This window comes from Pimelobacter simplex (genome assembly GCF_900114845.1).
GTDB lineage: Bacteria > Actinomycetota > Actinomycetes > Propionibacteriales > Nocardioidaceae > Nocardioides > Nocardioides simplex.
Genome location: NZ_FOUK01000007.1, coordinates 210,313 through 235,555 on the forward strand (window position 1 = coordinate 210,313; position 25,243 = coordinate 235,555).

A 25,243-nucleotide genomic window follows, 5' to 3' on the forward strand; every position below is an offset into this window, starting at 1 on the left:
CTAGCTGCCGGCGAGTGCCGCCTCGCAGCTCGGCGCCGCGCCACCCCCGCCGCCGGACGGGTCCTGGGCGTCGGCGAGCAGGTCCTGCCAGCGGCCGAGGTCGGCGACCTTGGCCTGCGGCGGGGCGGCGACGCGCACCTCGGTGCCATAGTCGTGGTAGGTGATCTCGGCGGACATCGCCCGCACGTAGGGATCCTTGGCGAGCGGCCGCAGCTCGGACGGCATCCCGGTGCGCGACGCCCTCAGGGCGGCGAACATGTCGGCGGCGGCCACCTCGATCGAGGTGACCCGCCCGTTGACGCCGACCACGGCCAGGCCGCGCACCGTCGCCTTCGCGTCGATCGGCTTGGCGGTCAGGCCACCGAGCCGCGGGATCACGGCGGGGACCGTCGCGGCCAGCGGCAGGTCGAGCACCACGCGGTCGCCGACCTCGGCGCCGGGGTAGTCGTCCCCGCCGTCGACCAGGTGCCCGACCGCGACCGGCTCGACGAGCAGCATCGCCTGGTAGGTCACCCCGGCCGGACCGCCGGTCGCGGCGGTGCCGCTGGCGTGCAGCCAGCAGTCCATGGCCCGGCCGTCGACGGTGGCCCGCATCCAGGTGTCGTCGCCGCGCAGGCGCACCTCGTAGCGGTTCTCCTCGTCAGGCCCGGTCTGCACCTCGGCTGCCGGCTGGGCGAGGTCGAAGCGGCCCTCCATCGGCGTCTCCACCTCACCCCCGACGTACCAGTACACCCGGAAGTGGGCGCTGGGGTCCTCGAGGAAGCGTCGCTCGGCCGACGTCATGAGCGCCTGCGCGCCGTCCTTGCTGCCCGGCTCGACCTCGAGGTCGAGCACCTCGTCGATGGCCTCGTCCAGGTTCTGCTCCTGCTGGTCCTTCCAGCCGGCCGCATCGAGGCGGCCGCCGACGCCCTCGCTGCCGGGGTCGATGTCCGAGCAGGCGGACAGAGCGGTGGCGAGTGCCAGGGCGCCGGCGAGCAGCAGGAGCCGGGGGCGACGCAGGAGAGGCAGGGACCGGGAGCGCATGAGGCACATCCTGGCAGTGCGGCGCCCTCCCCGTGGGCGAGTCCCGAGAACCGGGTCAGAGCATCTCGGTCGGCTCCAGCTCCGCCGCCTCCCGCGACACCGCGCAGTCGCGGTCCTCGACCGCGCAGTGCCAGGCCCACAGCAGCTGCCCCGCGCCCACCCCGACGAGCGCCGCGGTGGCGAAGCCGAGGGCCGACCCGCCGATCACCGGTACGACGGCCACGGCGGTCACCGCGTTGAGCACGAGGGCGACGAACGAGCCGAGCGAGACCACCGCGCCGCGGCGGGTGGGGAAGCGATCGAGGAGCAGGAGCTGGAGGGTCGGGTAGGTGATGCCGTTGCCCAGCGCGATCAGGCTCAGGCCGACGACGGCCCAGGGCAGGTCGGTGGCGAGCGGGCTGGCCGCGATGACGACGCCGACGACGCCACCGACGAAGGAGGTCGTGCAGCCGGCGGAGACGAGGCGGCGGGCGGTGATCCGGCCGGCGGCCCGGCCGCAGAGCCAGGAGCCGAGCATCATCGAGCCGATCATCGGCACGAAGAGCTTCCAGAAGTCGAGCTCGCCCTGGCCGAGGACGTCGACCACGAACACGGCGGCGCCGCCGATGTAGAGGAACTGGGCGCCGAAGATGAGGGCGGTCGACCAGCCCAGGCGCAGGAAGGCGCCCTCGCGGGCGACGTCGGAGAGGCCGTGGAAGATCTCGGCGACGTTGAGCGGGACGCGGCGCTCCCGCGGGTGCGTCTCGGGCAGCAGGAAGAGGACGGCGAGGACCAGGCACACGCCGAGCACGGCCTGGAAGGCGAAGATCAGCTGCCAGGAGCCGACCTGGAGGATCGCGCCGCCGAGGATCGGGCCGATGGCGGGCGCGATGCCGAAGATGATGGCGACCCGGCTCATCAGCCGCTGCGCCTGGGCGCCCTCGAAGAGGTCGCGGATCACGGTCCGGCTGACGATGGTGGCGCCGCCGGCGCTGAGGCCCTGGAGGGCGCGGAAGAGCAGCAGGACGACGAGGCTGCCGGACAGGGCGGCGCCGATCGACGCGAGGACGTACACGGCGATCGACACCGCCATCACCGGGCGCCGGCCGACGGCGTCGGACAGCGGGCCGTGGAAGATGCTCATCAGTGCGAAGGAGCCGAGGTAGACGGTGACGACGAGCTGGAGCTGCTCGGTGCCCACCCCGAGCTCGCGGCCCATCTCGGGGAAGGCGGGGAAGGGTGTGTCGATGCTGAAGGGCCCGATCATCGACAGCGCGGCCAGGACTCCCGGGATGAGGACGGCGTAGCGCCAGCCCATGCGTTCTGTCACCCCCGCATCATTCCGTACTCGCTAGACTCGGAGAGATGCCGCCCGCAGAGAGCAGCACGCCGCAGTCCACGCTCGGAGAGATCGACCTCCACCTCGTCGGTGAAGGTCGGCACGAGCTCCTCTGGCACGTCCTCGGCGCCCACGAGCGCGCCGCCCCCGAACCAGGGACCAGCTTCGTGGTCTGGGCGCCCCACGCCCGCCAGGTCAGCGTCACCGGCGAGTTCAACGGCTGGGACGGCAACGCCCACCCGCTGCACCGGATCGGCTCGGGCCTGTGGGAGACGTTCGTGCCCGGCGTCGGGTCGGGCACGGCGTACAAGTTCCTCGTCGAGGGTGCCGACGGCGTGTGGCGCCAGAAGGCCGACCCGATGGCGTTCCACGCCGAGGTGCCGCCCGCCACGGCGTCCCGGGTGTTCACCAGCACCCACGTCTGGCAGGACGACGCCTGGCTCGCCGCCCGTGCCACGAAGCAGCCGGTCAACGAGCCGATGGCGACCTACGAGCTGCACCTGGGCTCGTGGAAGCGCCATCCCGACGGCTCCTTCTGGACCTACGACGAGCTCGCCGCCGACCTCCCGGCCTACCTGGCCGACCTCGGGTTCACGCACGTCGAGCTGATGCCGGTGATGCAGCACCCCTTCGGCGGCTCGTGGGGCTACCACGTGACCGGCTACTTCGCGCCGGACGCCCGCTTCGGCGACCCCGACGGGTTCCGCCGCCTCGTCGACGCGCTCCACGCGGCCGGGATCGCCGTCATCCTCGACTGGGTGCCCGGCCACTTCGCCACCGACGAGTGGGCGCTGGCCCGCTTCGACGGCACGCCCCTCTACGAGCACCCCGACCCGCAGCGCGGCTGGCACGCCGAGTGGGGCTCCTACATCTTCGACTTCGGGCGCCCCGAGGTGCGCAACTTCCTCGTCGCCAACGCGCTCTACTGGCTCGAGGAGTTCCACGTCGACGGGCTGCGCGTCGACGGCGTCGCGTCGATGCTCTACCTCGACTACGGCCGCAACGACGGCGAGTGGACCCCCAACAAGTACGGCGGCCACGAGCACCTCGAGGCCGTGCAGCTGCTCCAGGAGCTCAACGCGACCGCCTACAAGCGGGTCCCGGGGATCGTCACTATCGCCGAGGAGTCGACTGCCTGGCCGGGTGTCACCGGCGCCACCTCCGGTGGTGGCCTGGGCTTCGGGTTCAAGTGGAACATGGGCTGGATGCACGACAGCCTGGGCTACCTGCAGCACGACCCGGTGCACCGCTCGTACCACCACGGCGAGATGACGTTCTCGCTCGTCTACGGCTTCTCCGAGAACTACGTGCTCCCCCTCAGCCACGACGAGGTGGTGCACGGCAAGGGCTCGCTGCTGCGCAAGATGCCGGGCGACCGCTGGCAGCAGATGGCGACGCTGCGCGCCTACCTCGCCTACATGTGGGCCCACCCCGGCAAGCAGCTCGTGATGATGGGCACCGAGCTGGCCCAGGAGTCCGAGTGGGCCGAGGCCCGCGAGCTCGACTGGTGGCTGCTGCAGAAGCCCGACCACCGCGGGCTGCAGGACTTCGTCCGCGACCTCAACCACCGCTACCGCGACGAGCCGGCGCTGTGGCGCCGGGACAACGACCCGGCCGGATTCGCCTGGATCGACGGGCAGGCGGCCGGGCACAACGTCTTCGCCTTCCTCCGCACGGCGGTCGACGAGGGCGTGCCGGACCTGGTGTGCGTCACGAACTTCGCCGCGGTCCCCCACGACTACCGGCTCGGCCTCCCCGTCGCCGGCGCCTGGGACGAGCTGCTCAACACCGACGCGACGTCGTACGGCGGCAGCGGCGTCGGCAACCTCGGGACGGTGCACGCCCGGTCGGCCGGCCCGCTCGAGGCCCGCGCTCCCGGCGGCAGCCCGGCGTACGCCGACCTCGTCCTCCCCCCTCTGGCGACGCTCTGGTTGCGGGCCCCCCTAGGCTGACCTCCGTGGCCGAGCAGCCGGAGATCACGCACGCGACCGTCGACGACGGGACCGCCCGGCTGACGTGGACCTCCGACCTCACCGAGCGCGGCTGGCAGGCGGCCGTCGACGTCGTCCGCCGGCAGGTGGCCGCCGCGCTGACCGACCACGACCGGGTCGAGGTGCAGGTGGCCGTCGACGACGCCGAGGGCCAGCGGATCGCGACCTGGTCCGGGCTGCGCCGCGAGGGCGTGCAGCGGCAGCGGGCCGGTGACGTGGTGGTCTACGCCCGGCTGGCCGACGACACCCCGGTGCACGAGCCCGGCGGGTTCCGGGCGCTGCTCAACTCGTTCCTGCCCCGCAAGCGCGGCATCGGCCAGATGCTCATCCGTGACGGCGAGGGCCCGGAGCCGCGGGTGCTGCTGTGCCAGCTGACCTACAAGACCGACTGGGACCTGCCCGGCGGCGTGGTCGAGGTCGGCGAGTCGCCGCGGGTCGCGGTCGCGCGCGAGGTCGAGGAGGAGCTCAGCCTCACCATCGACGCCGGCGCGCTCGTGCTCACCGACTGGCTGCCCCCGTGGGGCGGCTGGGACGACGCGCTGTGCCTGGTCTTCGACGGCGGCGTGCACCCGGCCTCGATCGTCCAGCAGGTCGTCCCGCAGGCCCGCGAGATCAAGAGCGCCGAGTTCCTGACGCTGGCCGAGGTCGACGAGCGGGCCGCCGACTTCACCGCTCGGCGGGTGCGGGCAGCGCTGGCGAGCCTGGCCGGGACGGGTCCGTCGTACACGGAGTCGGGTCGCTAGCGACCCGAGCGCGCCGCTGGGCGACGAGCACGCCCAGCACCAGGATCGCCCCGCCGAGCAGCTCCCCCGCCGACGGCACCTCGTCGCGCAGCAGCCAGGCCGAGCCGATCGCGACCGGCGGCACGAGCAGGATCCACGGCACGACCGCGGCCGACGGGTTGCGGGCGAGCAGTCCGTTGAAGATCCCGTAGCCGACGAGCGAGGCGAGCGCGGCGGTGTAGAGCGTCGAGACGACCGCCTGCCAGCCGAAGGCGCCCAGGCCGTCCGCCACGGCCGCCGGCCCGTCGACGACGAGCGAGAGCCCCACCAGCGGCACCGGGACGACGAGCGCGGACCACACGGTGAGCGCGAGCCCGCCCGTGGCACCGGAGGCCCGGGAGACGACATTGCCGATCGCCCACATGAGCGCCGCCGCCAGGCACAGCAGCAGCGCGAGCGCCGGGACGTGCCCGCCACGGCCCAGGCCGACGACGACCAGCCCGGCCGCACCGAGCACGACGCCGGCGGTCTGGGGGCGGGTCGGCCGCTCACGGAGCGCCACCGCGGCGATGAGGATGGTGAGCACCACCTGGGCCTGGAGCACCAGCCCGGCCAGCCCGGGCGGCATGCCGGCGTCCATGGCGACGTACAGGAAGCCGAACTGGCCCAGCGACATGAACGTCCCGACCGCCACGACCGTGCGCCACGGGACCGGCGGCGGGTCGAGCAGGAAGACGGCCGGCACCACGACGGCGAGGAACCGGGCCGCGACGAAGAGCAGCGGCGGGACCTCCCCCATCCCCCAGTCGATGACGACGAAGTTGAAGCCCCAGATGACGGCGACGAGCGCGGCGAGGGACTGGTCGCGGCGGTTCACCGGTCCAGGATCGCGCGCTCGACGTTGAAGCACCAGCGAATGATCGTGCACCTTTTGATGTAGCGTCGCTGCATGATCGATCTCGACGCCCTGGTCGGCCTGCGGGCCGTCGCGACCCACGGCTCGGTCGTCGCCGCGGCCGCCGCCACCGGCTTCACGCCCAGCGCGATCTCGCAGCAGGTCAAGCGGCTGGAGCGGCAGACCGGCGTCCCCCTGCTCGAGCGGGTCGGTCGCGGCGTGATGCTGACCAGCCACGGCCAGCACCTCGTCGACGCGGGCGAGCAGGTGCTCGCCGACCTCGAGCAGCTCGAGGCCCGGCTCCGGCAGCGCGCCGGCGTGGTGGCCGGCCGGGTCCGGCTCGCCGCCTTCTCGACCGCGATGCGCGGCCTGGTCGCCACCACCGCCCGCGACCTGCGCGACGCCCACCCCGACCTCACGCTCACCCTGCGCGAGGGCGAGCCGTGGGACGTCGTCGACCTCGTCGCCAGCGGTCAGGTGGAGCTCGGGATCGTGCACCGGTGGGGCGGCGTCGCGCTCGCGGTGCCGGACCACGTCGTCGCCACCCGGCTCGCCGACGACGTCGCCGACCTCATCGTGCACCGCGACGACCCGCTCGCGTCGCGGGCCCGGGTGACGCCGCACGACCTGCTCGACGTCGACTGGATCGCCACCCCCGAGGGCACGATCTGCCGCCAGTGGCTCTCCCGGATGTACGACGGCACCGGCCGGCCGCCGCGGATCGCCCACGTCTCGGCGGAGTTCGACTCGCACCTGGCGCTGGTCCGGGCGGGCCTCGGGGTCGCGCTCGTGCCGCGCATGGGGCGGGCTCCGCTCGGCGACGACCTGCTCGCCGTCCCGGTGGCCGAGCCGGAGCCGGTGCGCCTGGTGGATGCACTGCACCGCCGGACGATGTCGGAATCGCCGGCGGTGCAGGCGGTGCTCGCGGCGTTCAGCCGCGTCGGTCGCTGAGCGCGCTCACTCCTCGCGCAGGCGCCGGTTGACCACGAGCAGCCAGGCACCGAGGAGCAGCATGACCCCGGCGAGCAGCGAGAGCTGCAGGGCGTAGGTCGGTGCGCCCGTGTTGGGCAGCCCACCCCCGGAGACGTGGCCGCCGTCACCGCCGTGGTCGACGACGCCGCCGACCTCGCCCGGCTTCGGGGGCGCCGGCTTGCGCTCGTTCTCGACGTCGATCGTCAGCGTGGTGCCGGCGTTCTCGGTCGTGATCTCGACCGGGTGCTCGGCGTCCTTCGGCAGCAGGTAGCCGTCGGGCGCCGCGAGCTCGACGGCGACGTACGCGCCGTGGAGCAGGTCGCTCCAGCGGATCGCGCCCTGGGCGTCGGTGGTCCGGGGACCGCCGGCCATCGGCTCGCCGTCGTCGTGCTTCCCGTTGCCGTCGGTGTCGGCGTACAGCTGGAAGACCGCGCCGGCCAGGGTCCTGCCGTCGGCGGCGTCCGTCTTCACCAGGTCGAGCGCCGAGCGCAGCTGCGGGTCGGCGACCGGGACCGGCGTGAACGTCGAGCCCGCGTTGGCGGCGCTCACCACGACCGGGTCGGAGACCGGGTTGGCCGGGAGCTCGTAGCCCTGCGGCGCCTTCGTCTCCACCCAGAAGTAGGTGCCGAAGCCGACCGGGTCGACCGTGCACGGGTCGGTGCCGGTGGTGGTGCACTCGGCGACCTTGACGTCGGCCGCGCGGTCGAACGTCCCGCTGCGGTCGGCGTCGCGCCACAGCTCGAAGGTCGCACCCGCCACCACGGCACCGGTGTCGGCGTCGTGCTTGAGGACCGAGAGCCCGCTCTTCTTCTGCGGGTCGCCGATCACGGTCACCGGGAAGGTGGTGCCGGCGTTCTGCGCGGTCACGACGATCGGCCCGGACTGGGCGTCGACCGGCAGCTCGTAGCCCTGCGGCGCCGCCGTCTCCAGCCAGTAGTACGTGCCGTGGGCGAGACCCTCGATCGTGCAGGGCTCACCGCCCGACGTGGTGCACTCGCCGACCTGGGTGTCCCCGCCGGGCTGCAGGCCGGGCGTCCCGTTGGTCTCGCTGTAGAGCGCGAACGTGGCGCCGTCGACGGTCTCCTCGGTCTCGCCGTCCTGCTTGAGCACGGCCAGCGCGCTGGTGGTCTGCGGGTCGCGCATGGTCGTCACCGCGAAGTCGCCACCGGCGTTCTGGGGCGTGATCTCGATCGGGTCGGAGTCCCGGTCGGCCGGCAGCTCGTAGCCGACCGGCGGCGTGCGCTCGTGCCAGTAGTACGTGCCGAACTCCAGCTCGCCCACGGTGCAGCGGCCGCCCTGCGTCGTGCAGGTCGCGTACGTCGTCTCACTGCCGTCGGCCGCGACCTTGCGCAGGTCGAAGACCGCGCCGTCGAGCTCGGCGCCGGTGACGGCGTCCTTCTTCTCGACCGTCAGCGCGGAGAGGGTCTGCGGGTCGGCGAGGCCGGACTGGATGATCGGGCCGCCGGCGTTGACGGCGTCGATCCGGATCGCGCCGACCATCGGGTAGCCCGGGATCTCGTAGCCCTCCGGGGCCGCGGTCTCGAGCCACCAGTAGTCGCCGAACGGCAGGTCGTCGATCGTGCAGGTGCCGTCGGCACCGGTCACGCAGCTCTCGACGAGCGTGTCGCCGCCGGTCTGCAGGCCGTTCTGGCCGTTGCTCTCGCGGTACAGCGCGAAGGTGGCGCCGGGCAGGGTCTTGCCCGTGATCGCGTCGTACTTCGTGATGGTCAGCTCGCTGCGCTTCTGCGGGTCGCCGATCACGGTGACCGGCGCCCGGCCGCCCGCGTTGGACGCGTCGACCACGATCGGGTCGGAGACGGCGTTCGGCGGCAGCTGGTAGCCCTGCGGCGCCTGAGTCTCCTGCCAGTAGTACGTGCCGAAGTCGAGGCCGCCGACCGTGCACGGGTCGGTGCCCGCGGTCGTGCACGGCACGCCGACCGCGGTGTCGCCGGCGGGCTGCAGCCCGGCCTGGCCGTTGGTCTCGCGCCAGAGCTGGAAGGTCGCGCCGGGCACGATCTTGTCGGTCACCGTGCCGTCGGGACGGGACTCGTGCTTGATCACCGCGAGGGCCGACTTCTTGCGGCTGTCGGTGAACGCCGGGACCTTGACCGGCGTCGTGTCGTCGGCGCTGACCGTGAAGGCGACCGGTCCCGGGGCGTCGATCTCGTAGCCCTGCGGGGCCTTGGTCTCGGTGACCGTCCAGGCACCCGGCACCAGGCCGCGGACCTCGACCCGGCCGAGGGTCGGGTCGACGTCCGGTGCCGCGTTGTCGGTGACGACGATCGCGGGCGCGGAGCCGCCGGTGTTCTCGAAGCGGAAGGTCGCGGGGCCGATCAGCGCGCCGCCGTCGGCGTCGCGCTTCTCGACGATCGCGCCGCCCTGCGCGTTGGTGAACACGCAGTGCACGTCGCCGCCGAGGGCGCCGACCTCGAACCGGGCGGCGGCCTTGTCGATGCGCACGCCGCTGGTGTCACCGGTGCAGGCGAGGTCGGTGAGCGCCCAGCCCGCGCTGTCGCGCTCGGTGAAGCTCGCGTCGCCCGCGATCTCGTAGGTCTTCGTCTCGCGGTCGCCCAGGGTGGACGTCGCAGGCAGCGTGCCGTCGATCGTCCGGCCGGACTGGTCGAACGTGAACGTGTCGGGCGCGCCCTGCGGCCGGGTCCGCTTCTCGATGGTGACCTGGCGGACCGGGTCGAGGATGCCGTAGACGCAGCCGGTCGTCTTGGACCGCTCCTTCGTGACGAAGGCGTCGGTGCTGCTGGCCGGCGGAGTCGCCGGGCACTGCTCGCCGGCAGCCTTGGCGATCGAGCTGATCGTCAGGCGGTAGTGCTGACCGGAGGTGTCGACCACCGAGCGCGAGCCGCTCGGGTCGGTGAAGCTCAGCCGGTCGTCGCACAGCACGCCGTCGGTCGCGCCGTAGGGGCACGTGCCGGAGTTCGCGGTCTCCTCGAGGAGCCACGGGTACTCGACGGTCGGGTTGCCCTGGAAGTCGCCGAGGCGCAGCGTCAGCGTGCCGCCGATGAAGGCGGACCGGCTGCCGGCCGGGTAGGTCAGGCCCTGGATCGGGTTGTTGTAATGGATGATCGAGGCCAGCAGGAAGGGCTGGCTCGGCGTCACCGTGCCGGGCGCGCTGGCGTCGAAGCCGACGCCGCTCTGCTTGCCGAGGTCGAGCGATCCCGGGCAGGTCTCACCGCTCGGGCGGCCGTAGGCCACGTCGACCTCGCCCGCGGACGCCGTCCCGGCGGCCGGGTTGTAGTTGATGCACTGGGCGTCCGTGCCGTCGACGCCGCGGACGTCCGAGACCGCTCCGGTCACGTTCGTCAGCGGTACCGCCGCCTCGGCCGGAGCGGCCACGGTGCCCGGCACCACGACCCCCGCCGCCGCGACGGCGACCGCCGCGAGCCAGCGTGGGCCCCTCCCCTCGCGGCGCTTGACGTGCTTCCCGTTCGTCCTGTGTGCGCGCATGACGGCGCGACGCAATGCCACCTGTCGGCTCCCTCGCCTGTTGTCCCTCTTACGTGGGGTGCGCTCCCCCCAGGTGCGCACCCCGTCCCGAAGGACAGACACCCCGGGACCTTGGTCCTTACGGTGGGGTCAGGGAGTTTTCCTCAGCGCGGGGACGCCGCGAGCGCCTCGCGGGCGAGGTAGGTCGCGCCGGCGACCGCCGCGGGCATGACGAGGATGCCGCCGCCGGGCACCAGGAAGCAGGCCTGCACGCAGACCCCGAAGCCGAGCATCGCCCCGCGGTGCGGGCGGAGCAGGGCCGCCTGGGCGGCCCGGTCCATCCCGCGCGCCTCGAGCGCGCGCGAGACCAGCTCGCCCGCGAGCAGCCGACCGGCGACGGCGAGGCCGAGCACCGCACCGATCACGGAGCCCACCACCGGCAGCAACCCGATCACGAAGACCGCGACGGCGGTGACGAGACCGAGCGCGACCAGCACGAGGCCGTCGAGCGCCCCGCGCACCCAGCCGACGCCCCGCTCGGGGACGTCGCCGCCGAGCGAGAGCTCGACCTCCTTCCAGATCTTCTCGTAGAAGGGGTCGCCGACGGCCAGCGTCAGGCCGGTGAACGTGACGATCGCGAGCATGCCGGCGCCGACGAGCACGAGCAGGTAGAGCGCGCCGCGGAAGAGCCCGCGGGGCGCGTCGGACCAGCCGTCGGCGAACGGCGTCGCCCAGTCGATCAGGTCGTCGGCGAACAGCACCAGGGTGACCAGCGCGGCGCCCACCAGGACCGCCACGATGAGCGCCGGCACGATGCCGAGCAGCATCAGCCGCGGCCGCTCCCGCCACATCCGCAGCCCGCGGAGCAGGAAGCCGACGCCCCGCCCGAAGCCCATCGCCGTCGTCCCGCCGGTTCCGAGGTCGCTCAGAAGAGCGCGGAGGCGAGGGCCTGCCGGCCCTTGAGGACCCGCGGGTCGTCGTTGCCCACCGCGCCGAACAGGCCGAGGAGGTGCTCGCGCACCCGGTCGCGGTCCTTGCCCGCCGTCCGGCGGACCAGCTCGACCAGCCGCGCGAAGGCGTCCTCGACGTGACCGCCGAGCATGTCGAGGTCGGCGACCATGGTCTGTGCGTCGATGTCGTCGGGGTTCGCCGCCGCGGCCGCCCGGGCCGCGTTGAGGTCGACGCCCTGGGTCCGCTGGAGGACCTTGGCCATCGCCAGCCCGGCTGCGGCCTCGTGGTCGGCGGGGTTGGCGTCGGCGAGCTTCTGGTACTCCGCGACCGCCGCGTCGATGTCGCCGGCGGCCAGCGCCTCCTGCGCGGGCGCGTAGCGCGGGTCGAGGTCGGCCTCGCCGTCCTCGCCCTCGGCGCCGTCGCCCGCAGGCCCGGCACTGCCGAAGGCGTTGGGCTGGTGGCGCCCCGCGATGCCCTGCGCGGTGAGCTGCTGGGCGAGCTGGTTGAACAGCGCCCGGATGTCGTCGATGGGCGCCGCGCCCGGGATGGGCTGGGTGGCCGGGCGACCGTCGAGGATCACCAGCATCAGCGGCACCTGCGGGATCTGCATCGCCTGCGCGATCTGGGGCGCCGCGTCGACGTCGATGGACGCGGCGAGGAACCGGCCGTCGTACTCGTCGGCGACGGTGGCGACGTCGCGCGCCATCTCGGTGCTCTCGGGCGACTGGGTCGGCGAGTGGAAGACCAGCACCACCGGCGCCGTCATCGACGCCTCGAGCACCGACTGGAAGTTCGCCTCGTCCACCGTCACCGAGTACGCCGACCCGGCGTTGCCACCGGTCGGGGCACCTCCGGCGGGCGCGCCGCCGGCGGGGGCGGCGGGCCGCTGCTGCTTCAGTGCGGACAGGTCGATCGCACCGGGGCGGGAGAACGGCTGCTGCGTCATGGGCGCAATCCTACGGATCCGGCGCGCCCCGGCTGCGACGAGGCCGCGGGAGTTTCGCCGGTCGACCGGCGAAACTCGCACCTGACCGATGAAGTTCCGTCGGTCAAGCGTGAGTTTCGTCGGTCCAGTACGACGTCCGCGCGCTAGTTCGGCACGCGGGGACCCCGCAGGCCCGCGCGCTGGACGACGCGCTGGATGGCGAGGTCCCGCTCGTCGGGGCGCCCGACGTACCGGATGTCGCGCAGCCCCTGCTCCTGGGCGGCCGACTCGAAGCAGAAGTGCCCGAAGCCGAGCATCCGCCCGTGCAGCGGCTTCTTGACCGAGATGTCGAGGATCCGGCTCAGCGGCATGGTGGCGAGGCTCTGGGAGAGGACGCCGTGCACCCGGAAGACGCGCATGTTGGTGATCACGAACCGGTCGCGCAGGACGGCGAGCCAGCCCCATCCCGCATGCAGCAGCACGGCGACGGCGACGATGATGAGGAACCAGGCGACCTGGACCGAGACGAACCAGCTGCCCACGAGCAGGGCCAGGGTGAGCCCGAGCTCGAGGGCCGGGCGGGTGTAGGCGAACCAGTGGTGGGTCACCTCGTCGACGACGACCTCCCCCTCCTCGCGGAGCAGGTGCTTGCCGATCTTGGGGTCCCCGAGCCGGCCGAGCAGGTCGGTGACGAACGCCACGGCAGGCGTCCCGTCAGCCCATCGCGCCGACGAAGTCGATGACCCCGCGGAAGGCCTGGGTGGCGAGGTCCCAGCCGCCGCCGGCGGCTTCCTTCGACGTGGTCGCCAGGCCCGAGGGGTCGGTGAACATCCAGAAGCCGAGGAAGACGATCACGACGACACCGATGAGCTTCTTGGCGTCCATGTGCGGGTGTCTCCATCCTGGGTACGAGCGTGCCGGAGGGGCACAGGTCGACACATTGGTACCAAAGTCCCCACCCGTCACCCGGGAGGCGCGCCCGGGAGGAGTCAGCGGCAGGCGCCGCCCAGCCCGTTGTCCGCCGTCCCGGCGGGGGCGCGGCCGCTGCTGAGCCAGGCGCGGAAGAAGGCGTCGAGCGACTCGCCGGAGACCGACTCCGCGAGCGCCACGAACTGCTCCACGGTGGCGTTGCCGCCGCGGTGGTCGCGCACCCAGGTGCGCAGCAGCGTGGTCAGGTCGGCGGCACCGATCCGGTTGCGCAGCGCCGCGATGACCATCGCGCCGCGGTCGTAGACGGCGTCGTCGAAGACCCGGGCGGCACCGGGGTCGGCGATGTCGAGGCGCCAGAACGAGTCCGTGGCGCACGTGGTGCGCCAGCGGTCGGCGAGCCAGGACTCGACGCTCGGCCCGCCGTGCGCGGCGGCGTAGTCGACCTCGAGGTACGACGCGAAGCCCTCGTTGAGCCAGATGTCGCGCCAGCGCCGGACGGCGACGCTGTCGCCGAACCACTGGTGGGCGAGCTCGTGGACCATCACGCTCGGGTAGATCCAGGAGCCGTACGTCGGCCGCGTCTGGTTCTCGAGCGCGAAGCCGACGTCGAGGCCGGTGACCAGGCCGCCGGTCGAGGCGAACGGGTAGGTGCCGAGCCGGCGCTGGAGCCAGTCGGTCATCCCCGCCGTGCGCCGCAGCATCCGCACCGACTGCGCCCGCTGGCCGGCCGGCAGCTGCTTCGAGACCGCGTTGTAGAACGGGATGCCCGCCGCCGAGCGTCCCTTCTCGACCACGAAGTCGCCCGCCGCGAAGAACGCGAGGTAGGTCGCCATCGGGTCGGTCATCCGCCACCGGGTCGTCGCCCGGGCGCCGGCGACCTTGCGCGAGACGCGGAGGCCGTTGCTGACCACCTGCTTGCCGCGCGGCGCGGTCACCCGGATGTCGAAGGTCGCCTTGTCGGACGGGTGGTCGTTCGACGGGAACCACCACGGCGCCATGTGCGGCTGGTTCATGGCGACCACCTCGTGGCGATCGGCCAGCCAGTTGCGCTCGCCCGCGTAGCCGTAGGAGGCGGGGCGCCCGGCGTACTTCACGACGACCTTGAACCGGGCGCCCTTCGCGATCGGGCGCTTCGGGACGACGCGCAGCTCGTGCTTGCTCGGCTTGCGGAACCGCGCCGGGCGTCCGTCGACCTTGACGGAGGTGACCGGCAGCAGGAGGTCGAGCGAGAAGCTCTTCAGGTCCGCGGTGGCGACCATCGTCGCGGCGGTGCGGCCCGTCAGGCGGCCGGTGCCGAAGTCGTAGGCCACCCGGACGTCGTAGTGGCGCGCGTCGGTGCCCCCGTTGCCGTCGAGCGGCCAGTACGGATCGCCGCCGCGGTCGGAGCCGGCGGACGGCGTCCCCTCCGCGGCACGCGCGTCGGCCGCCCGGGCGCCGGGCGCCGCGGTCAGGCCCGGCAGGCAGAGGGCGAGCAGGAGCACCAGCAGGATCCGAGTACGCACCGGCTCAACCTATGTCGCCGGAAAATCGGTTGTCAGCCGATCCCGGCATCCGTCAGGCTGGGCCGGTTCCGTCCGCGACCCGCGCGGACCCCCTCGAGAGGAGCGTGACATGTCGATCGCTGTCGTCGGCCTGCCCTCAGACCGCATCCTCCTCTCGACCTCAAGGAACCACCGTGTCCCAGGAGCACCCCTCCTCCCCTGACCTCACCTCCGACCTCGACGACCGCTTCGTCTTCGACTTCGTCGCCTACGACGACCTCGGCGCCGGGCAGCGCTGGTCCACCTGGCTCTCCGTCGAGCCGCTCTCCCGCGGCCCCGAGCCGCGTCCCGACTGGCTCGTCACGTCCCAGGGCGCGATCGACACCGATCTCGGCGTCCTGAAGACCGGCAAGGAGGCCGACGTCTTCCTGCTCGACCGCACCGACCCCCACGACCCGGCGCAGTCGGTGGTGATGGCGGCCAAGCGCTACCGCTCCACCGAGCACCGCACCTTCCACCGGGCCGCCACCTACACCGAGGGCCGCAGCATGCGCCGCTCCCGCGACGAGCGGGCGCTCAAGCGCAAGAGCACCTTCGGCCGCGAGGTCGCCGCCGGCGAGTGGGCCGTCTCCGAGTGGACGGCGCTCAACCGGTGCTGGTCGCTCGGCCTCCCCGTCCCCTACCCGGTACAGATCGACGGCACCGAGATCCTGATGGAGTGGATCACCGGGCCCGACGGCGAGAGCGCCCCACGCCTCGCCCAGACCCGGCCCGACCCCACGCTGCTGGCGTCGTACTACGAGCAGCTGCGGGAGGCGATGCTGACGCTCGTCCAGTCGGGACTGGTGCACGGCGACCTGTCGCCGTACAACATCCTGGCGGCGGGCGAGCGGCTCGTGATCATCGACCTGCCCCAGCTGGTCGACCTGGTCGGCAACGCCCAGGGCTTCGACTTCCTGCTGCGCGACTGCACCAACATCTGCACGTGGTTCGCGCGGCGGGGGCTCGAGATCGACCCGCAGGAGCTGTTCGGCGAGCTGATGGCGCACGCGTTCTAGCGACGGCGGCGCAGGGCGAGGTGGCCGCCGAGGAAGCCGGCGCCCACCATCACCACGTTGCCGGCCGCGGCGAGCCGGGCGCCGCGGCCGTGCTCGCCGCGCAGGCGTGCGGTCAGCGAGCCGACGAACAGGAAGGTCGCGACGTCCGCGCCGAGCGCGTGGACGGCGACGACGCGACGCTCGGCCCCGGACAGCTCCGCCCCGTCGGCGGCGCCCGCGAGCGCCGTCGGCAGGGAGGCCAGCAGCCCGGCCCCCGCGAGGAGGGTGGCGCCGCGGCGCGACTCCACTCCGCCGGCCAGGTCGAGCAGCGTCGCGCCGAGCCAGCACCCGAGGGTCACGTCGGTGAGCGGCGGGTGCAGCGGGTGGCCGAGGACGTCGGAGTGCAGGGGGCTGCGGCGCACCCGGTCGATCAGCGGTGCGTAGGCGAGCTCCTGGACGCGCGCGACCCGCTCGGCGAGCGGGCTCTCGCCGATGCGGTGGACCGTGCGCTGCGGCAGGGACGCCACCCCTCACACCGTACGCGCGGGCTGCGGCGCCGTCAGCCCACGACGGCGCCCGCCAGCGCACCCACCCCGCTGAGCAGGACGAGCACCACCGTCAGCAGGTCGAACCGGCGCGCGTCCAGGCGTCCGGCCAGGCGCAGCCCGGCGGCGTTGCCGGCGATCCCGGCGACGAGCCAGGCCGCGGTGGCCGCCGAGACCGGGACGACGAGGCCCGCATCGCCGTTCGTGGCCGCGAGGGCGGCGAGGGTGAGGCAGTTGCCCACCGCGAAGAACACGCTGAGGTCGGCCAACCGGGTCCGGACCGTCGCACCGCTGCGGGCCATCAGCACCGCCGGCGGGATGCCGTTGAGGCTCGTGGTGATCCCCATCAGCCCGCTGCAGGCGCCGGTGAGCGCGGTGGCCGGGGCCGAGACGCCCGGGTGGTCCGCGGGCAGCTCCCGGGCGGCGAGCAGGTAGCCGCCGCTCGCCAGCACGAGGACGCCGGCCGCGACCTCCAGCGTGTGCTGCGGCACCGCCCGCGTGGTGACCACGCCCAGGGCGATGCCGGGCACCGAGCCGGCGAGCAGCACCGCTGTTCGTCGTACGTCGACGTGGGAGCGCAGGGCCACGACGGTCGGGAGCCGGGTGACGATCGCCAGCACCAGGTTGAGCGCGACCGCCTCCGGGAGGGGCACGTCGAGCAGGAGCAGCACCGGGAGGAAGAGCAGCGAGCTGGCGAAGCCGACGAGTCCGCCGACGGCGTACGCGAGGAAGGCGCCGGCCGCACCGACGACGAGCGTCACCATGCGGCGGACGCTAGGGGTGCCCGGGTGGGCCGCCCGGGGTGCTTCCCGGTGAGCGGGATCGTGCGAAGAGGCTCGGCGCGCGGCGCTCCTAGCGTGACGCGCAACACACCTCCGGACGCCGTCTCCCGGCGCTCCGGACGAACCCTCTGGAGGATCAGTGCGGAACCGCATCACGACACGGAGCCGGGTCGCCGTCGCTCTCCTGGCGACCACGCTGCTGGCTGCCGGATGCGCCGGCTCGGGCGGCTCGGACGACAAGGACGGCGAGGGCTCCTCGGCGTCGAGCAAGGCGGACATCTACGCGGCAGGCGTGGTCGGCGACCAGAAGGACGCCGGCGACCCCGTCGACGGCGGCACGCTGACGGTCGCCGACTACTCCGAGGCCCGCAGCCTCGACCCCACCAAGACCATCCCCAACGGCGCCGCGGGCGGCAACGCGCTCGCCGCCGTCTACGACGTGCTCATGCGCTACGACCAGCCGACCAACTCCTTCGAGCCGTGGCTCGCGAAGTCGCTGACCACCGACGACAACGTCACCTGGACGCTGGAGCTGCGCGACGGCGTGACGTTCTCGGACGGGACGCCGCTCGACGCCCGCGCGGTCGTCGGCAGCCTCGGCTACTACATGCAGAACGCGGGCTACAACACGCTGCTGCTCGCCACCAACATCAAGGACATGAAGCCGCAGGGCGAGAGCACCGTCGTCTTCACCCTCAACCAGCCGTGGATCACGTTCCCGAACATGCTGGCCAGCGGTCCCGGCATGATCATGGCGCCCGCGGCGTACCAGGGCGGGCCGGACAAGTTCCGCCCGATCGGTGCCGGCCCGTTCTCGCTCGACGAGTACAAGCCCGCCGAGGAGATGATCCTCAAGGCGAATCCCCAGTACTGGGGCGGGAAGCCGCACCTCGAGTCGGTTCGCTTCGTGTGGCTCGGCAGTGACGACGACCGGCTGAAGTCGCTCACCGACGGCTCCGTCGACGTCGCCAACATCCGCGCCCCGCAGACGCTGGAGAAGGCCCGCAAGGACGGCTTCGCCGGCATCATGGCGCCCAGCGGCCTCGGCGGCCTCTACTGGCTCAACAACCGCGAGGGACGCGCGGCGGCCGACGTCCGCGTGCGCCAGGCGATCAACTACGCCATCGACCCGAAGGTCGTCGCCGAGCGCGTCAACGGTGGCGCCGGCCTGCCCGGGCGCAACATCTTCTCCCCCAGTGCGCCGTACTACTCGGACGTCGCGACGTCCGACTACGACCCCGAGAAGGCCAAGGAGCTGCTCAAGGCCGCGAAGGCCGACGGGTACGACGGGACGCTCACCTACATCGGCCAGTCCGACCAGGCCTCCCAGACCCAGGCTGTCACCGTGCAGGCCCTCCTCGAGGCCGTCGGCTTCACCGTGAAGACCGACCTGCTCCGCAACATCGCCGACCAGACCCAGCGGATCTACGTCACCCACGACTACGACCTCGCCGTGTCCGCGATGAGCATCCCCGACGAGGACCCCTACTCCCGCCTCGCCACCAACCTCAACAGCAAGTCCCCGCAGAACCCCTCGGGCTACGCCGACCCGGAGATGGACGACCTGATCGCCCAGCTCCAGGCCGCCTCCGGCGACGACGCCACCGCCCTCCTCAAGCAGATCAACGAGCGCTGGCAGGAGACCGTCCCCGGCGTCGCCATGGGCGCCGGCGCGTTCTTCATGCCGTGGAACGACGACGTGCACGGCGTCGACTCCACCTCCGAGACGCTGCTGCTGCTCGGCAAGGCCTGGAAGAGCTGACCCTTCCCCCTCCCGAGAGCCCCCGTCCGACAGCCGTCGGGCGGGGGCTCGCTCCTGCCTGTGGGGGCGAAGTGCGCGGGTTGCGGGCGCGAAGTGCGCGGGTTGCGGGCGCGAAGTGCGCGGGTTGCGGACGCGAGATGGCGTTCAGCGGCTCCGCGCCCGCCACCGGTACGACGTCCCGGACGGCCCCCGCGCATAACGGCGCCGGTACGACGGCTCGGGCGACCGCGCGGCGAGAGCGCCGTCGAGCTCGCGCAGCCACACGGTCCTCTGCGCCGCCGCCAGGTCACCGCGGCGAAGCACGAGCACGATCCAGCCCGCCGCGTCGAGCGCTGCCCGGCGGGCATCGTCCCGCTCCCGGTCCTCGACGCGCGAGTGGAACTGCTCGCCGTCGTACTCGACGGCGATCCGGAGGTGCTCGTAGGCGTTCTCGAGCCGGGCTTCACCCCACCCGGGCACGACCAGGTCGACCTGTGCGGCCGGCATCGGCAGTCCGTCGTCGTGGATCATGAGGCGCACCCACGACTCCGGCGGCGAGTCCACCCGGTCGGCGGACAGCGCGATGAGCTCGCGGAGCTGGATCACCCCGCGCCGTCCCCGATAGCGCGGCAGGATGGCGTGGAAGTCGGTCACCGTCAGGCCGTAGGAACGACGGAACGCGTCGATCGTCGCGATCGCCCGGTAGCGGCCCCGCAGGCAGCCGACATCGCACGCAGTCCGCAGCGGCCCGGTCGTCCGCACGCCGTTCGGCAGGGTCACCACCTCGTCCGCACGGAGGTCCCGCTTGCCCCCGAGCAGCCCGGTCCGGCTCGACGGCCCCTTGCCTCCAGCAGAGACGACCTCGAGAACCGGCGCGAGGTCGTGCTCCTCCGGATCGAGGACGTCGACACCGAGGAGCCAGGCCGCGCACCGGTCGCTGACCACCGCATGCTCCGGGAGGACGAGGGCGGCCGCCCGCGCGCGGAGGTCCACCGAGTCGGGTGCGGCGGCGCCGACGTACACGCCGTAGAGGACGACGCGGAGCCGGCCGCCCGACACCCAGTCCCGCACCTGGTGCCGGCTGATCCCGCCGGCGCGTGCCATGAGGGAGGTGAACGGCTGGCCGTCGAACGGATCGAAGCTGGACATCGGCCCAGGCTCGCCGCCATGGGCCGGCTCCGTCGCCCAGGTCACGACGACCTGTGGAGGAGCGCGCCGCTCCATCAGACCGGTGGATCACCGACGGACAGTTGTGGGACTCCTGGGGCGTCTCGGACCCGCAACCTCCGCACTTCGCGCGCCGTCACCGGTAGCCCGGCGCCACCCGCTCCCACGGCCGGGCGGCCTCGAGCTGCGCGGCGAGGGCCAGGAGGGTGCCCTCGGCGCCGAGATCGCCGACGAAGTGCGCGCCGAGCGGGAGTCCGGCGGTGTCGAGGCCGCAGGGCACGGACATGGCGGGCATGCCGGTGGCGTTGGCGACGGCGGTGAAGGACGAGTAGTCGCCGCCGCGCTGCCACATCACGGCCGGGTCGGTGGTGTCGAGGACGCCGAGCTCCGGGACGGGCAGCGGGAGGGTGGGCGTCAGCAGCAGGTCGTACGACGTGAACGCCGCCCCGAGCTGCCAGCCCACGGTCTGCACGGCGGCGAGCGCGTCGTACACGTGCACGGGCGTCATGGTGGCGCGGTAGTGGTCGTGGATCATCCGGGTGAACGGCTCGAGGTCGTCGTCGCGCAGGTCGCGGCCGAGCTCGGCGAGGCGGTGCTCGACGTCCGCGAGGAGCGAGACGCCCATCAGGGTGCCGAAACCGCTCATCAGCAGCTCGGCGTCGTACCCCGGCTCGACCTCCTCGACGACGTGCCCGAGCTCCTCGCAGAGCGCGGCCGTCGCGCGGACGGCGGCGACCACCTCCGGCGACACGACGCCGCCGTCGGCGCGCCGGGTGACCAGGCCGATCCGCAGCCGCAGCGGCGCGTGGGCGGCCTGCTCGACGAAGGGCGAGGACGGCGTGGGCGCGGCAAGGGCGTCGCCGTGCCGCGGAGCCGAGGAGAGGTCGAGCAGGAGCGCCGAGTCGCGGACCGACCGGCTCAGCACGTGGTTGGCCGACAGGGGCGCAGCCAGCGTCCCCGCGACCGGGTACGTCGTCACGCGGCCCCGACTGGGCTTGAGCCCGAAGAGCCCGCAGGCCGAGGCGGGGATGCGGATCGAGCCGCCGCCGTCGTTGCCGTGCGCCACCGGCACCAGCCCCGCGGAGACCGCCGCCGCGGCGCCGCCCGACGAGCCGCCGGGCGAGTGCGCGAGCGACCACGGGTTGCGGGTCGGGCCGTGCAGGAGGGGCTCGGTGCTGGCGTTCTTGCCGAGCTCGGGGCTGTTGGTCACGCCGAGCACGACCATGCCGGCCCGCCGGTAGCGCTGCACGAGCTCGCTGTCGACCGTGGAGACGTCCCCCGCCCACAGCCGGCTCCCCCGGGTCAGCGGCAGCCCGGCGACCTGCATGCCGAGGTCCTTCACCAGCGTGGGGACGCCGTGCAGCGGGCCGCCCGGCAGCCCGGCGTCCACCTCGGCCAGGGCCTCGTCGAAGCGCCGTGCGACGACCGCGTTGAGCGCAGGGTCGTGCTTCTCGATCCGGGCGATGGCGTCCTCGACGACCTCGCGCGCGGACACCTCCCCCGACCGTACGGCGGCGGCGGTCGCGATCGCGTCGTCGAACATCAGCTCTCCTCGGGGGCGTCGACGTGGTGGCAGGCGGTGAACTGTCCGGGACGGACCTCGCGCAGCACCGGCTCCTCGATGGTGCACCGCTCGGTGGCGAGCGGGCAACGGGTCCGGAAGCGGCAGCCGGACGGCGGCGCGAGCGGTGACGGAAGCTCACCCACGACCGCCGGAGCGTCGGCCCCACCGGCATCGGCGGCGTCGGGCACCGAGGCCAGCAGCAGCCGCGTGTACGGGTGAAGGGCGGCCTCCAGCGACGCCGACGGCAGCACCTCGCACGTCTTCCCGAGGTACATCACGAGCACCCGGTCGCTGATGTTCTTCACCACGGCGATGTCGTGGGCGATGAAGATCATGCTCAACCGCAGCCGCTCCCGCGCGCGCTCCAGCAGGTTGAGGATCTGCGCCTGCACGGACACGTCGAGGCTCGACACGGGCTCGTCGCAGATCAGCACGTCGGGATCGAGCGCGAGCGAGCGGGCGATGCACACTCGCTGGCACTGCCCGCCGGACAGCTCGTGGGGACGCCGCTCGCGCACGGTCTCCGGGTCGAGGCCCACCGACGACAGCAGCTCGTCGACGAACGTGTCGCGCTCGCGCGTCCCCCAGCCCCAGATCTCCAGACCCTCGACGACGAGGTCCTTCACCCGGCGCCGCGGGTTGAGCGCGGACACCGGGTCCTGCAGCACCAGCTGCATCCGGGAGCGCGCGGCGCGCATCCGCCGCGCCCGCAGCCCGGTCAGCTCGACGTCGCCGAGCCGCACGGAGCCGGACGTCGGCGACGGCAGCTGCATGACGGCCCGCCCGGCGCTCGACTTGCCGCAGCCGGACTCCCCCAGGATGCCGAGGGTCTCCCCCGGCAGCAGGTCGAGGCTGAGCCCCGAGACGGCGTGCACCTTGCCGCGCCCGGCGGGGTACTCGACCACGAGGTCGTCGACGACGACCACGCGCTCCGCATCCGGGCGCAGGTGCGCGGTTCCGCTACCGGCCACGAGAGACCTCCAGGATCGGGTGGTGGCAGGCGACCTCCCGGCCGCCGGGGACGACGGCCGCGACCGGCTGCTCCTCGGCGCACCGCGCGGAGGCGAACCCGCAGCGGGGCGCGAACCGGCAGCCCTCCGGCGGCCGCCCCATGTCGGGCGGGTTCCCCTCGATCGTGCGCAGGAGGGTGTGCGGAGGGTTGCCCAGTCGCGGGATCGACGCGAGCAGCGCGTCGGTGTAGGGGTGGTCGGGTGCGGCGAAGACCGGCCGGGTGGGCCCGGACTCGACGGTGCGGCCGGCGTACATGACCTGCACCCGGTCGGTCCGCCCGGCGACCGCACCCAGATCGTGGCTGACCAGCACCATCGCCATCGTCCGCTCGGCGACGAGCGAGGCGAGCAGGTCGAGGATCTGCTTCTGCACGGTGACGTCGAGCGCGGTGGTCGGCTCGTCGGCGATGAGCAAGCGCGGGTCGCACGCGAGCGCCGTCGCGATGACGACGCGCTGCCGCATGCCGCCGGACAGCTCGTGGGGGTACTGGCGCATCCGCCGCGCCGGCTCGGGGATCCCCACCTGGCGGAGCAGGTCGATCCCCCGCTCCACGGCGTCGGCTCGCGAGCACCGCAGGTGTCGGCGCAGGGTCTCGGTGAGGTGCGTGCCGACCCGCTTGACCGGGTTGAGCGACGTCATCGGGTCCTGGAAGACCATCGCGACCTCGGGCCCCCAGAGCCGGCGCCGCTCGGCCGGCCTCAGGTCGTGGACGGAGCGCCCGCCGAGGAGCACCGATCCCGACACGGTCGTCGTCGCGCCGGAGCCGATCAGGCCCATCACGGTGCGCCCGAGAACGGACTTGCCGGAGCCCGATTCCCCCACCAGGCCGAGGGATTCTCCCGGCGCGAGCGAGAACGAGACGCCGTCGACGGCGTGCACGTCGCCGCGCGGGGTGTGGAAGACGGTACGGAGGTCGGTGACCTCCAGCAGCGGCGTGCTCACAGCTTCGCGCTCCTCGGGTCCCAGCGCTTCTGCGCCTTCTCCCCCAGCAGGTTGAAGGAGAACACGGTCAGGAACAAGCAGATCCCCGGCACCACCACGATGTACGGGTGCTCCTGCATGACGCCGCCCTGCCCCTCGGCGATCATGTTCCCCCAGGTGGGCTGGGGCTGCTCGATGCCGATGCCGAGGAACGACAGCGACGCCTCCGCCACGACGAGCACCGAGATCATCACCACCGACAGCGACAGCACCGGCAGGACGACATTCGGCAGCACCTCGCGCAGCATCAGCCGCACCCGCCCGGCGCCGAGCGCCCGCGCGGCGAGCACGTACTCGCGCTGCGCGACGGTGATGGTGTTCGCCCGCGCGAGCCGCACCATGCTCGGGATCGTCAGCAGGGACAGGGCGAACGCGATGCTGCGCACGCTCGGGTCGAGCACCGTGCCGAGCGCGATGAGCAGGATGAGCGGGGGTACGGCGAGCAGCGCGTTCGCGAGGATGCCGACGACGCGGTCGGTGGTGCCGCGCACGAAGCCCGACACCAGCCCCACCAGGCCGCCCACCGCGGTGCCGATCAGCACGGCCAGGAGCGCGATGACGACCGACGTGCGGGCGCCGTACACGGCGCGGGCGAGGACGTCGAGGCCGTAGTTGTTGGTGCCGAGCGGGTGCGCGGCGCCCAGCCCGCCGGGGGCGGCGAAGACCGGCTGGGTGAGGCCGGCGACGGAGTCGTCGTGGTTGCCCAGCGGGAGCAGCGGCGCGAGCAGCGCCGCGCCGAGGATCAGCGTCAGCCAGGTCATGCCCAGCCAGAAGACGACATCGGGCCGGCGGCGACGGGTCCGGCTAGGCGTGCGCACGGCGGGTCCTCGGGTCGAGCAGCCCGTAGCTGCGGTCGATCAGGGCATTGCTCGCGACGTACACGAGCGCGATGACGAGCACGGCGCCCTGCACGACCGGGTAGTTGCCCTGGTTGGCGGCGTCGATGACGAGCTTGCCCATGCCGGGCAGCGCGAAGAGGTACTCCACGATCACCGTGCTCCCCACCAGCCGGCCGATGCTGAGGCCGAGCACGGTGACGAGCGAGAACGACGAAGGACGGAGCGCGTCGCTGAGCATGATGCGCAGCGGCGACATCCCCCGCGCCCGCGCGGCGAGGATGAAGTCCTCGTGCAGCGTCGTGACGAGGTCTCCGCGCAGGATGCGGGTGAACATCGCCGCCTCCATCAGCGCGATCGTGAGTGCGGGCAGGAAGGCGTGGTGCAGGTTGCCACCGATGCTGTCGCCGATCCGGACCCACTCGTTGCGGGCGAAGAGGCCGAGCCCGTCGACGAGCAGCGCGATGAGCACGATGCCGATCAGGAACGACGGCATCGACAGCAGCCCGAAGGTCGCCGCGCTGATCGCGCGGTCCGCGCGCCCACCCTGGTGGTACGCCGACCACATCGCCAGCGGCAGCGCGATGAGGAGCGCCAGCACCAGGCCGAGCACGGCGAGCTCGAGGCTCACCGGCAGCGCGGAGCCGATCCGCTCCAGGACGCCGGTCTGCGGCGGCACCAGCGACGTGCCGAGGTCACCGTGCAGGACGCCGCCGAGCCAGTCGCCGTACCGGGCGAGGAGGGGCTGGTCGAGCCCGAGCTCGTGGCGCATCGCGGCGTACTCCTGGGGCGTGCGGCCCTCGCCGAGCACGGCCACGGCCGGGTCGCCGGGGACCAGCGACAGGAGCAGGAAGACACCGATGCTGACCAGGAACAGGACCGCGGCCAGCTCCAGCACGGAGAGGAGAAGTCGTCGAGCCACAGGAGGAA

At 73.2% G+C, this 25,243-nt stretch carries 22 protein-coding genes; 5 read left to right on the forward strand and 17 right to left on the reverse strand.

The window, feature by feature from the left end:
- Both BM223_RS25280 and BM223_RS25285 read right to left on the reverse strand, forming a co-directional pair.
- A complete protein-coding gene (locus BM223_RS25280; protein WP_038680175.1) occupies positions 1-1,023 on the reverse strand; it encodes a hypothetical protein in 1,023 nt (340 codons plus the stop codon).
- Positions 1,024-1,078: 55 nt separating this feature from the next.
- Positions 1,079-2,332 (reverse strand): multidrug effflux MFS transporter, encoded by a 1,254-nt coding sequence (locus BM223_RS25285; protein ID WP_200886992.1) that lies wholly within the window; start codon positions 2,330-2,332, stop codon positions 1,079-1,081.
- A 35-nt stretch (positions 2,333-2,367) separates the two neighbouring features.
- Between BM223_RS25285 and glgB the strand changes: the two genes are divergently transcribed.
- Together glgB and BM223_RS29380 are read left to right on the forward strand one after the other, a co-directional pair.
- Entirely contained in the window at positions 2,368-4,293 is a 1,926-nt protein-coding gene (glgB, locus tag BM223_RS25290; RefSeq protein WP_082003708.1) for a 1,4-alpha-glucan branching protein GlgB, read from the forward strand.
- Between the two features lie 5 nt (positions 4,294-4,298).
- On the forward strand, positions 4,299-5,075 hold the full coding sequence (locus BM223_RS29380; RefSeq protein ID WP_075018759.1) for an NUDIX domain-containing protein: 777 nt from the start codon (positions 4,299-4,301) through the stop codon (positions 5,073-5,075).
- Here BM223_RS29380 and BM223_RS25300 read toward each other — a convergent pair.
- A complete protein-coding gene (locus tag BM223_RS25300; RefSeq protein ID WP_174823551.1) occupies positions 4,999-5,931 on the reverse strand; it encodes an EamA family transporter in 933 nt (310 codons plus the stop codon). The genes BM223_RS29380 and BM223_RS25300 overlap by 77 nt on opposite strands.
- Before the next feature lie 72 nt (positions 5,932-6,003).
- Here BM223_RS25300 and BM223_RS25305 point away from each other — a divergent pair, with 72 nt between their 5' ends.
- Positions 6,004-6,900: a LysR family transcriptional regulator gene (locus BM223_RS25305; RefSeq protein WP_038680179.1), complete on the forward strand. Its 897-nt coding sequence runs from the start codon at positions 6,004-6,006 to the stop codon at positions 6,898-6,900.
- 6 nt (positions 6,901-6,906) lie between these two features.
- On the opposite strand, the gene BM223_RS29385 is transcribed toward BM223_RS25305, so the two are convergent.
- The 6 genes from BM223_RS29385 to BM223_RS25330 all read right to left on the reverse strand — a co-directional run bounded on the left by BM223_RS29385 (position 6,907) and on the right by BM223_RS25330 (position 14,670).
- A complete protein-coding gene (locus tag BM223_RS29385; protein WP_038680180.1) occupies positions 6,907-10,383 on the reverse strand; it encodes a SpaA isopeptide-forming pilin-related protein in 3,477 nt (1,158 codons plus the stop codon).
- 143 nt (positions 10,384-10,526) lie between these two features.
- Positions 10,527-11,258, reverse strand: a complete 732-nt coding sequence (locus BM223_RS25315; protein ID WP_038680183.1) for an EI24 domain-containing protein — start codon at positions 11,256-11,258, stop codon at positions 10,527-10,529.
- Between the two features lie 29 nt (positions 11,259-11,287).
- The gene (locus BM223_RS25320; protein WP_038680184.1) at positions 11,288-12,259 is read right to left on the reverse strand and encodes a co-chaperone YbbN; all 972 of its coding nucleotides are present in this window, start codon (positions 12,257-12,259) and stop codon (positions 11,288-11,290) included.
- Positions 12,260-12,402: 143 nt separating this feature from the next.
- Positions 12,403-12,939: a PH domain-containing protein gene (locus tag BM223_RS25325; protein WP_038680186.1), complete on the reverse strand. Its 537-nt coding sequence runs from the start codon at positions 12,937-12,939 to the stop codon at positions 12,403-12,405.
- A 13-nt stretch (positions 12,940-12,952) separates the two neighbouring features.
- Entirely contained in the window at positions 12,953-13,123 is a 171-nt protein-coding gene (locus BM223_RS29390; protein ID WP_158510214.1) for a hypothetical protein, read from the reverse strand.
- Between the two features lie 104 nt (positions 13,124-13,227).
- Complete coding sequence (locus BM223_RS25330; RefSeq protein WP_052138825.1) at positions 13,228-14,670, reverse strand: M1 family metallopeptidase; 1,443 nt, start codon at positions 14,668-14,670, stop codon at positions 13,228-13,230.
- Between the two features lie 173 nt (positions 14,671-14,843).
- Here BM223_RS25330 and BM223_RS25335 point away from each other — a divergent pair, with 173 nt between their 5' ends.
- Positions 14,844-15,707: a serine protein kinase RIO gene (locus tag BM223_RS25335; protein ID WP_038680187.1), complete on the forward strand. Its 864-nt coding sequence runs from the start codon at positions 14,844-14,846 to the stop codon at positions 15,705-15,707.
- Here BM223_RS25335 and BM223_RS25340 read toward each other — a convergent pair.
- On the reverse strand, positions 15,704-16,213 hold the full coding sequence (locus BM223_RS25340) for a DUF2231 domain-containing protein (protein ID WP_052138826.1): 510 nt from the start codon (positions 16,211-16,213) through the stop codon (positions 15,704-15,706). The genes BM223_RS25335 and BM223_RS25340 overlap by 4 nt on opposite strands.
- 32 nt (positions 16,214-16,245) lie before the next feature.
- Positions 16,246-16,995 carry a TSUP family transporter gene (locus BM223_RS25345; protein ID WP_038680189.1) on the reverse strand — a complete coding sequence of 250 codons (750 nt, stop codon included), beginning with the start codon at positions 16,993-16,995 and terminating at the stop codon, positions 16,246-16,248.
- Positions 16,996-17,152: 157 nt separating this feature from the next.
- On the opposite strand from BM223_RS25345, the gene BM223_RS25350 reads away from it, so the two are divergent.
- Positions 17,153-18,775, forward strand: a complete 1,623-nt coding sequence (locus BM223_RS25350) for an ABC transporter substrate-binding protein (protein ID WP_082003711.1) — start codon at positions 17,153-17,155, stop codon at positions 18,773-18,775.
- Between the two features lie 144 nt (positions 18,776-18,919).
- On the opposite strand, the gene BM223_RS25355 is transcribed toward BM223_RS25350, so the two are convergent.
- The 6 genes from BM223_RS25355 to BM223_RS25380 all read right to left on the reverse strand — a co-directional run bounded on the left by BM223_RS25355 (position 18,920) and on the right by BM223_RS25380 (position 25,235).
- On the reverse strand, positions 18,920-19,903 hold the full coding sequence (locus BM223_RS25355) for a hypothetical protein (protein WP_052138827.1): 984 nt from the start codon (positions 19,901-19,903) through the stop codon (positions 18,920-18,922).
- 154 nt (positions 19,904-20,057) lie between these two features.
- Entirely contained in the window at positions 20,058-21,464 is a 1,407-nt protein-coding gene (locus BM223_RS25360) for an amidase (RefSeq protein ID WP_038680190.1), read from the reverse strand.
- Positions 21,464-22,456, reverse strand: a complete 993-nt coding sequence (locus BM223_RS25365) for an oligopeptide/dipeptide ABC transporter ATP-binding protein (RefSeq protein ID WP_038680193.1) — start codon at positions 22,454-22,456, stop codon at positions 21,464-21,466. The genes BM223_RS25360 and BM223_RS25365 overlap by 1 nt, the downstream gene beginning before the upstream one ends.
- Positions 22,446-23,438 (reverse strand): ABC transporter ATP-binding protein, encoded by a 993-nt coding sequence (locus BM223_RS25370; RefSeq protein WP_235318948.1) that lies wholly within the window; start codon positions 23,436-23,438, stop codon positions 22,446-22,448. Before BM223_RS25370 ends, BM223_RS25365 begins: the two co-directional genes overlap by 11 nt.
- The gene (locus BM223_RS25375) at positions 23,435-24,295 is read right to left on the reverse strand and encodes an ABC transporter permease (protein ID WP_052138828.1); all 861 of its coding nucleotides are present in this window, start codon (positions 24,293-24,295) and stop codon (positions 23,435-23,437) included. Before BM223_RS25375 ends, BM223_RS25370 begins: the two co-directional genes overlap by 4 nt.
- Positions 24,282-25,235 carry an ABC transporter permease gene (locus tag BM223_RS25380; RefSeq protein WP_038680196.1) on the reverse strand — a complete coding sequence of 318 codons (954 nt, stop codon included), beginning with the start codon at positions 25,233-25,235 and terminating at the stop codon, positions 24,282-24,284. The genes BM223_RS25375 and BM223_RS25380 overlap by 14 nt, the downstream gene beginning before the upstream one ends.
- Positions 25,236-25,243 lie beyond the last annotated feature (8 nt).

What these genes read in the sequence shown, in the direction of transcription:
- BM223_RS25305 (WP_038680179.1), top strand. Translation starts at nt 6,004, where the DNA reads ATGATCGATCTCGACGCCCTGGTCGGCCTGCGGGCCGTCGCGACCCAC.
- BM223_RS25355 (WP_052138827.1), bottom strand. Translation starts at nt 19,903, where the DNA reads ATGTCCAGCTTCGATCCGTTCGACGGCCAGCCGTTCACCTCCCTCATG.
- BM223_RS25320 (WP_038680184.1), bottom strand. Translation starts at nt 12,259, where the DNA reads ATGACGCAGCAGCCGTTCTCCCGCCCCGGTGCGATCGACCTGTCCGCA.
- BM223_RS25360 (WP_038680190.1), bottom strand. Translation starts at nt 21,464, where the DNA reads ATGTTCGACGACGCGATCGCGACCGCCGCCGCCGTACGGTCGGGGGAG.
- glgB (WP_082003708.1), top strand. Translation starts at nt 2,368, where the DNA reads ATGCCGCCCGCAGAGAGCAGCACGCCGCAGTCCACGCTCGGAGAGATC.
- BM223_RS29385 (WP_038680180.1), bottom strand. Translation starts at nt 10,383, where the DNA reads ATGCGCGCACACAGGACGAACGGGAAGCACGTCAAGCGCCGCGAGGGG.
- BM223_RS25315 (WP_038680183.1), bottom strand. Translation starts at nt 11,258, where the DNA reads ATGGGCTTCGGGCGGGGCGTCGGCTTCCTGCTCCGCGGGCTGCGGATG.
- BM223_RS29390 (WP_158510214.1), bottom strand. Translation starts at nt 13,123, where the DNA reads ATGGACGCCAAGAAGCTCATCGGTGTCGTCGTGATCGTCTTCCTCGGC.
- BM223_RS25280 (WP_038680175.1), bottom strand. Translation starts at nt 1,023, where the DNA reads ATGCGCTCCCGGTCCCTGCCTCTCCTGCGTCGCCCCCGGCTCCTGCTG.
- BM223_RS25345 (WP_038680189.1), bottom strand. Translation starts at nt 16,995, where the DNA reads ATGGTGACGCTCGTCGTCGGTGCGGCCGGCGCCTTCCTCGCGTACGCC.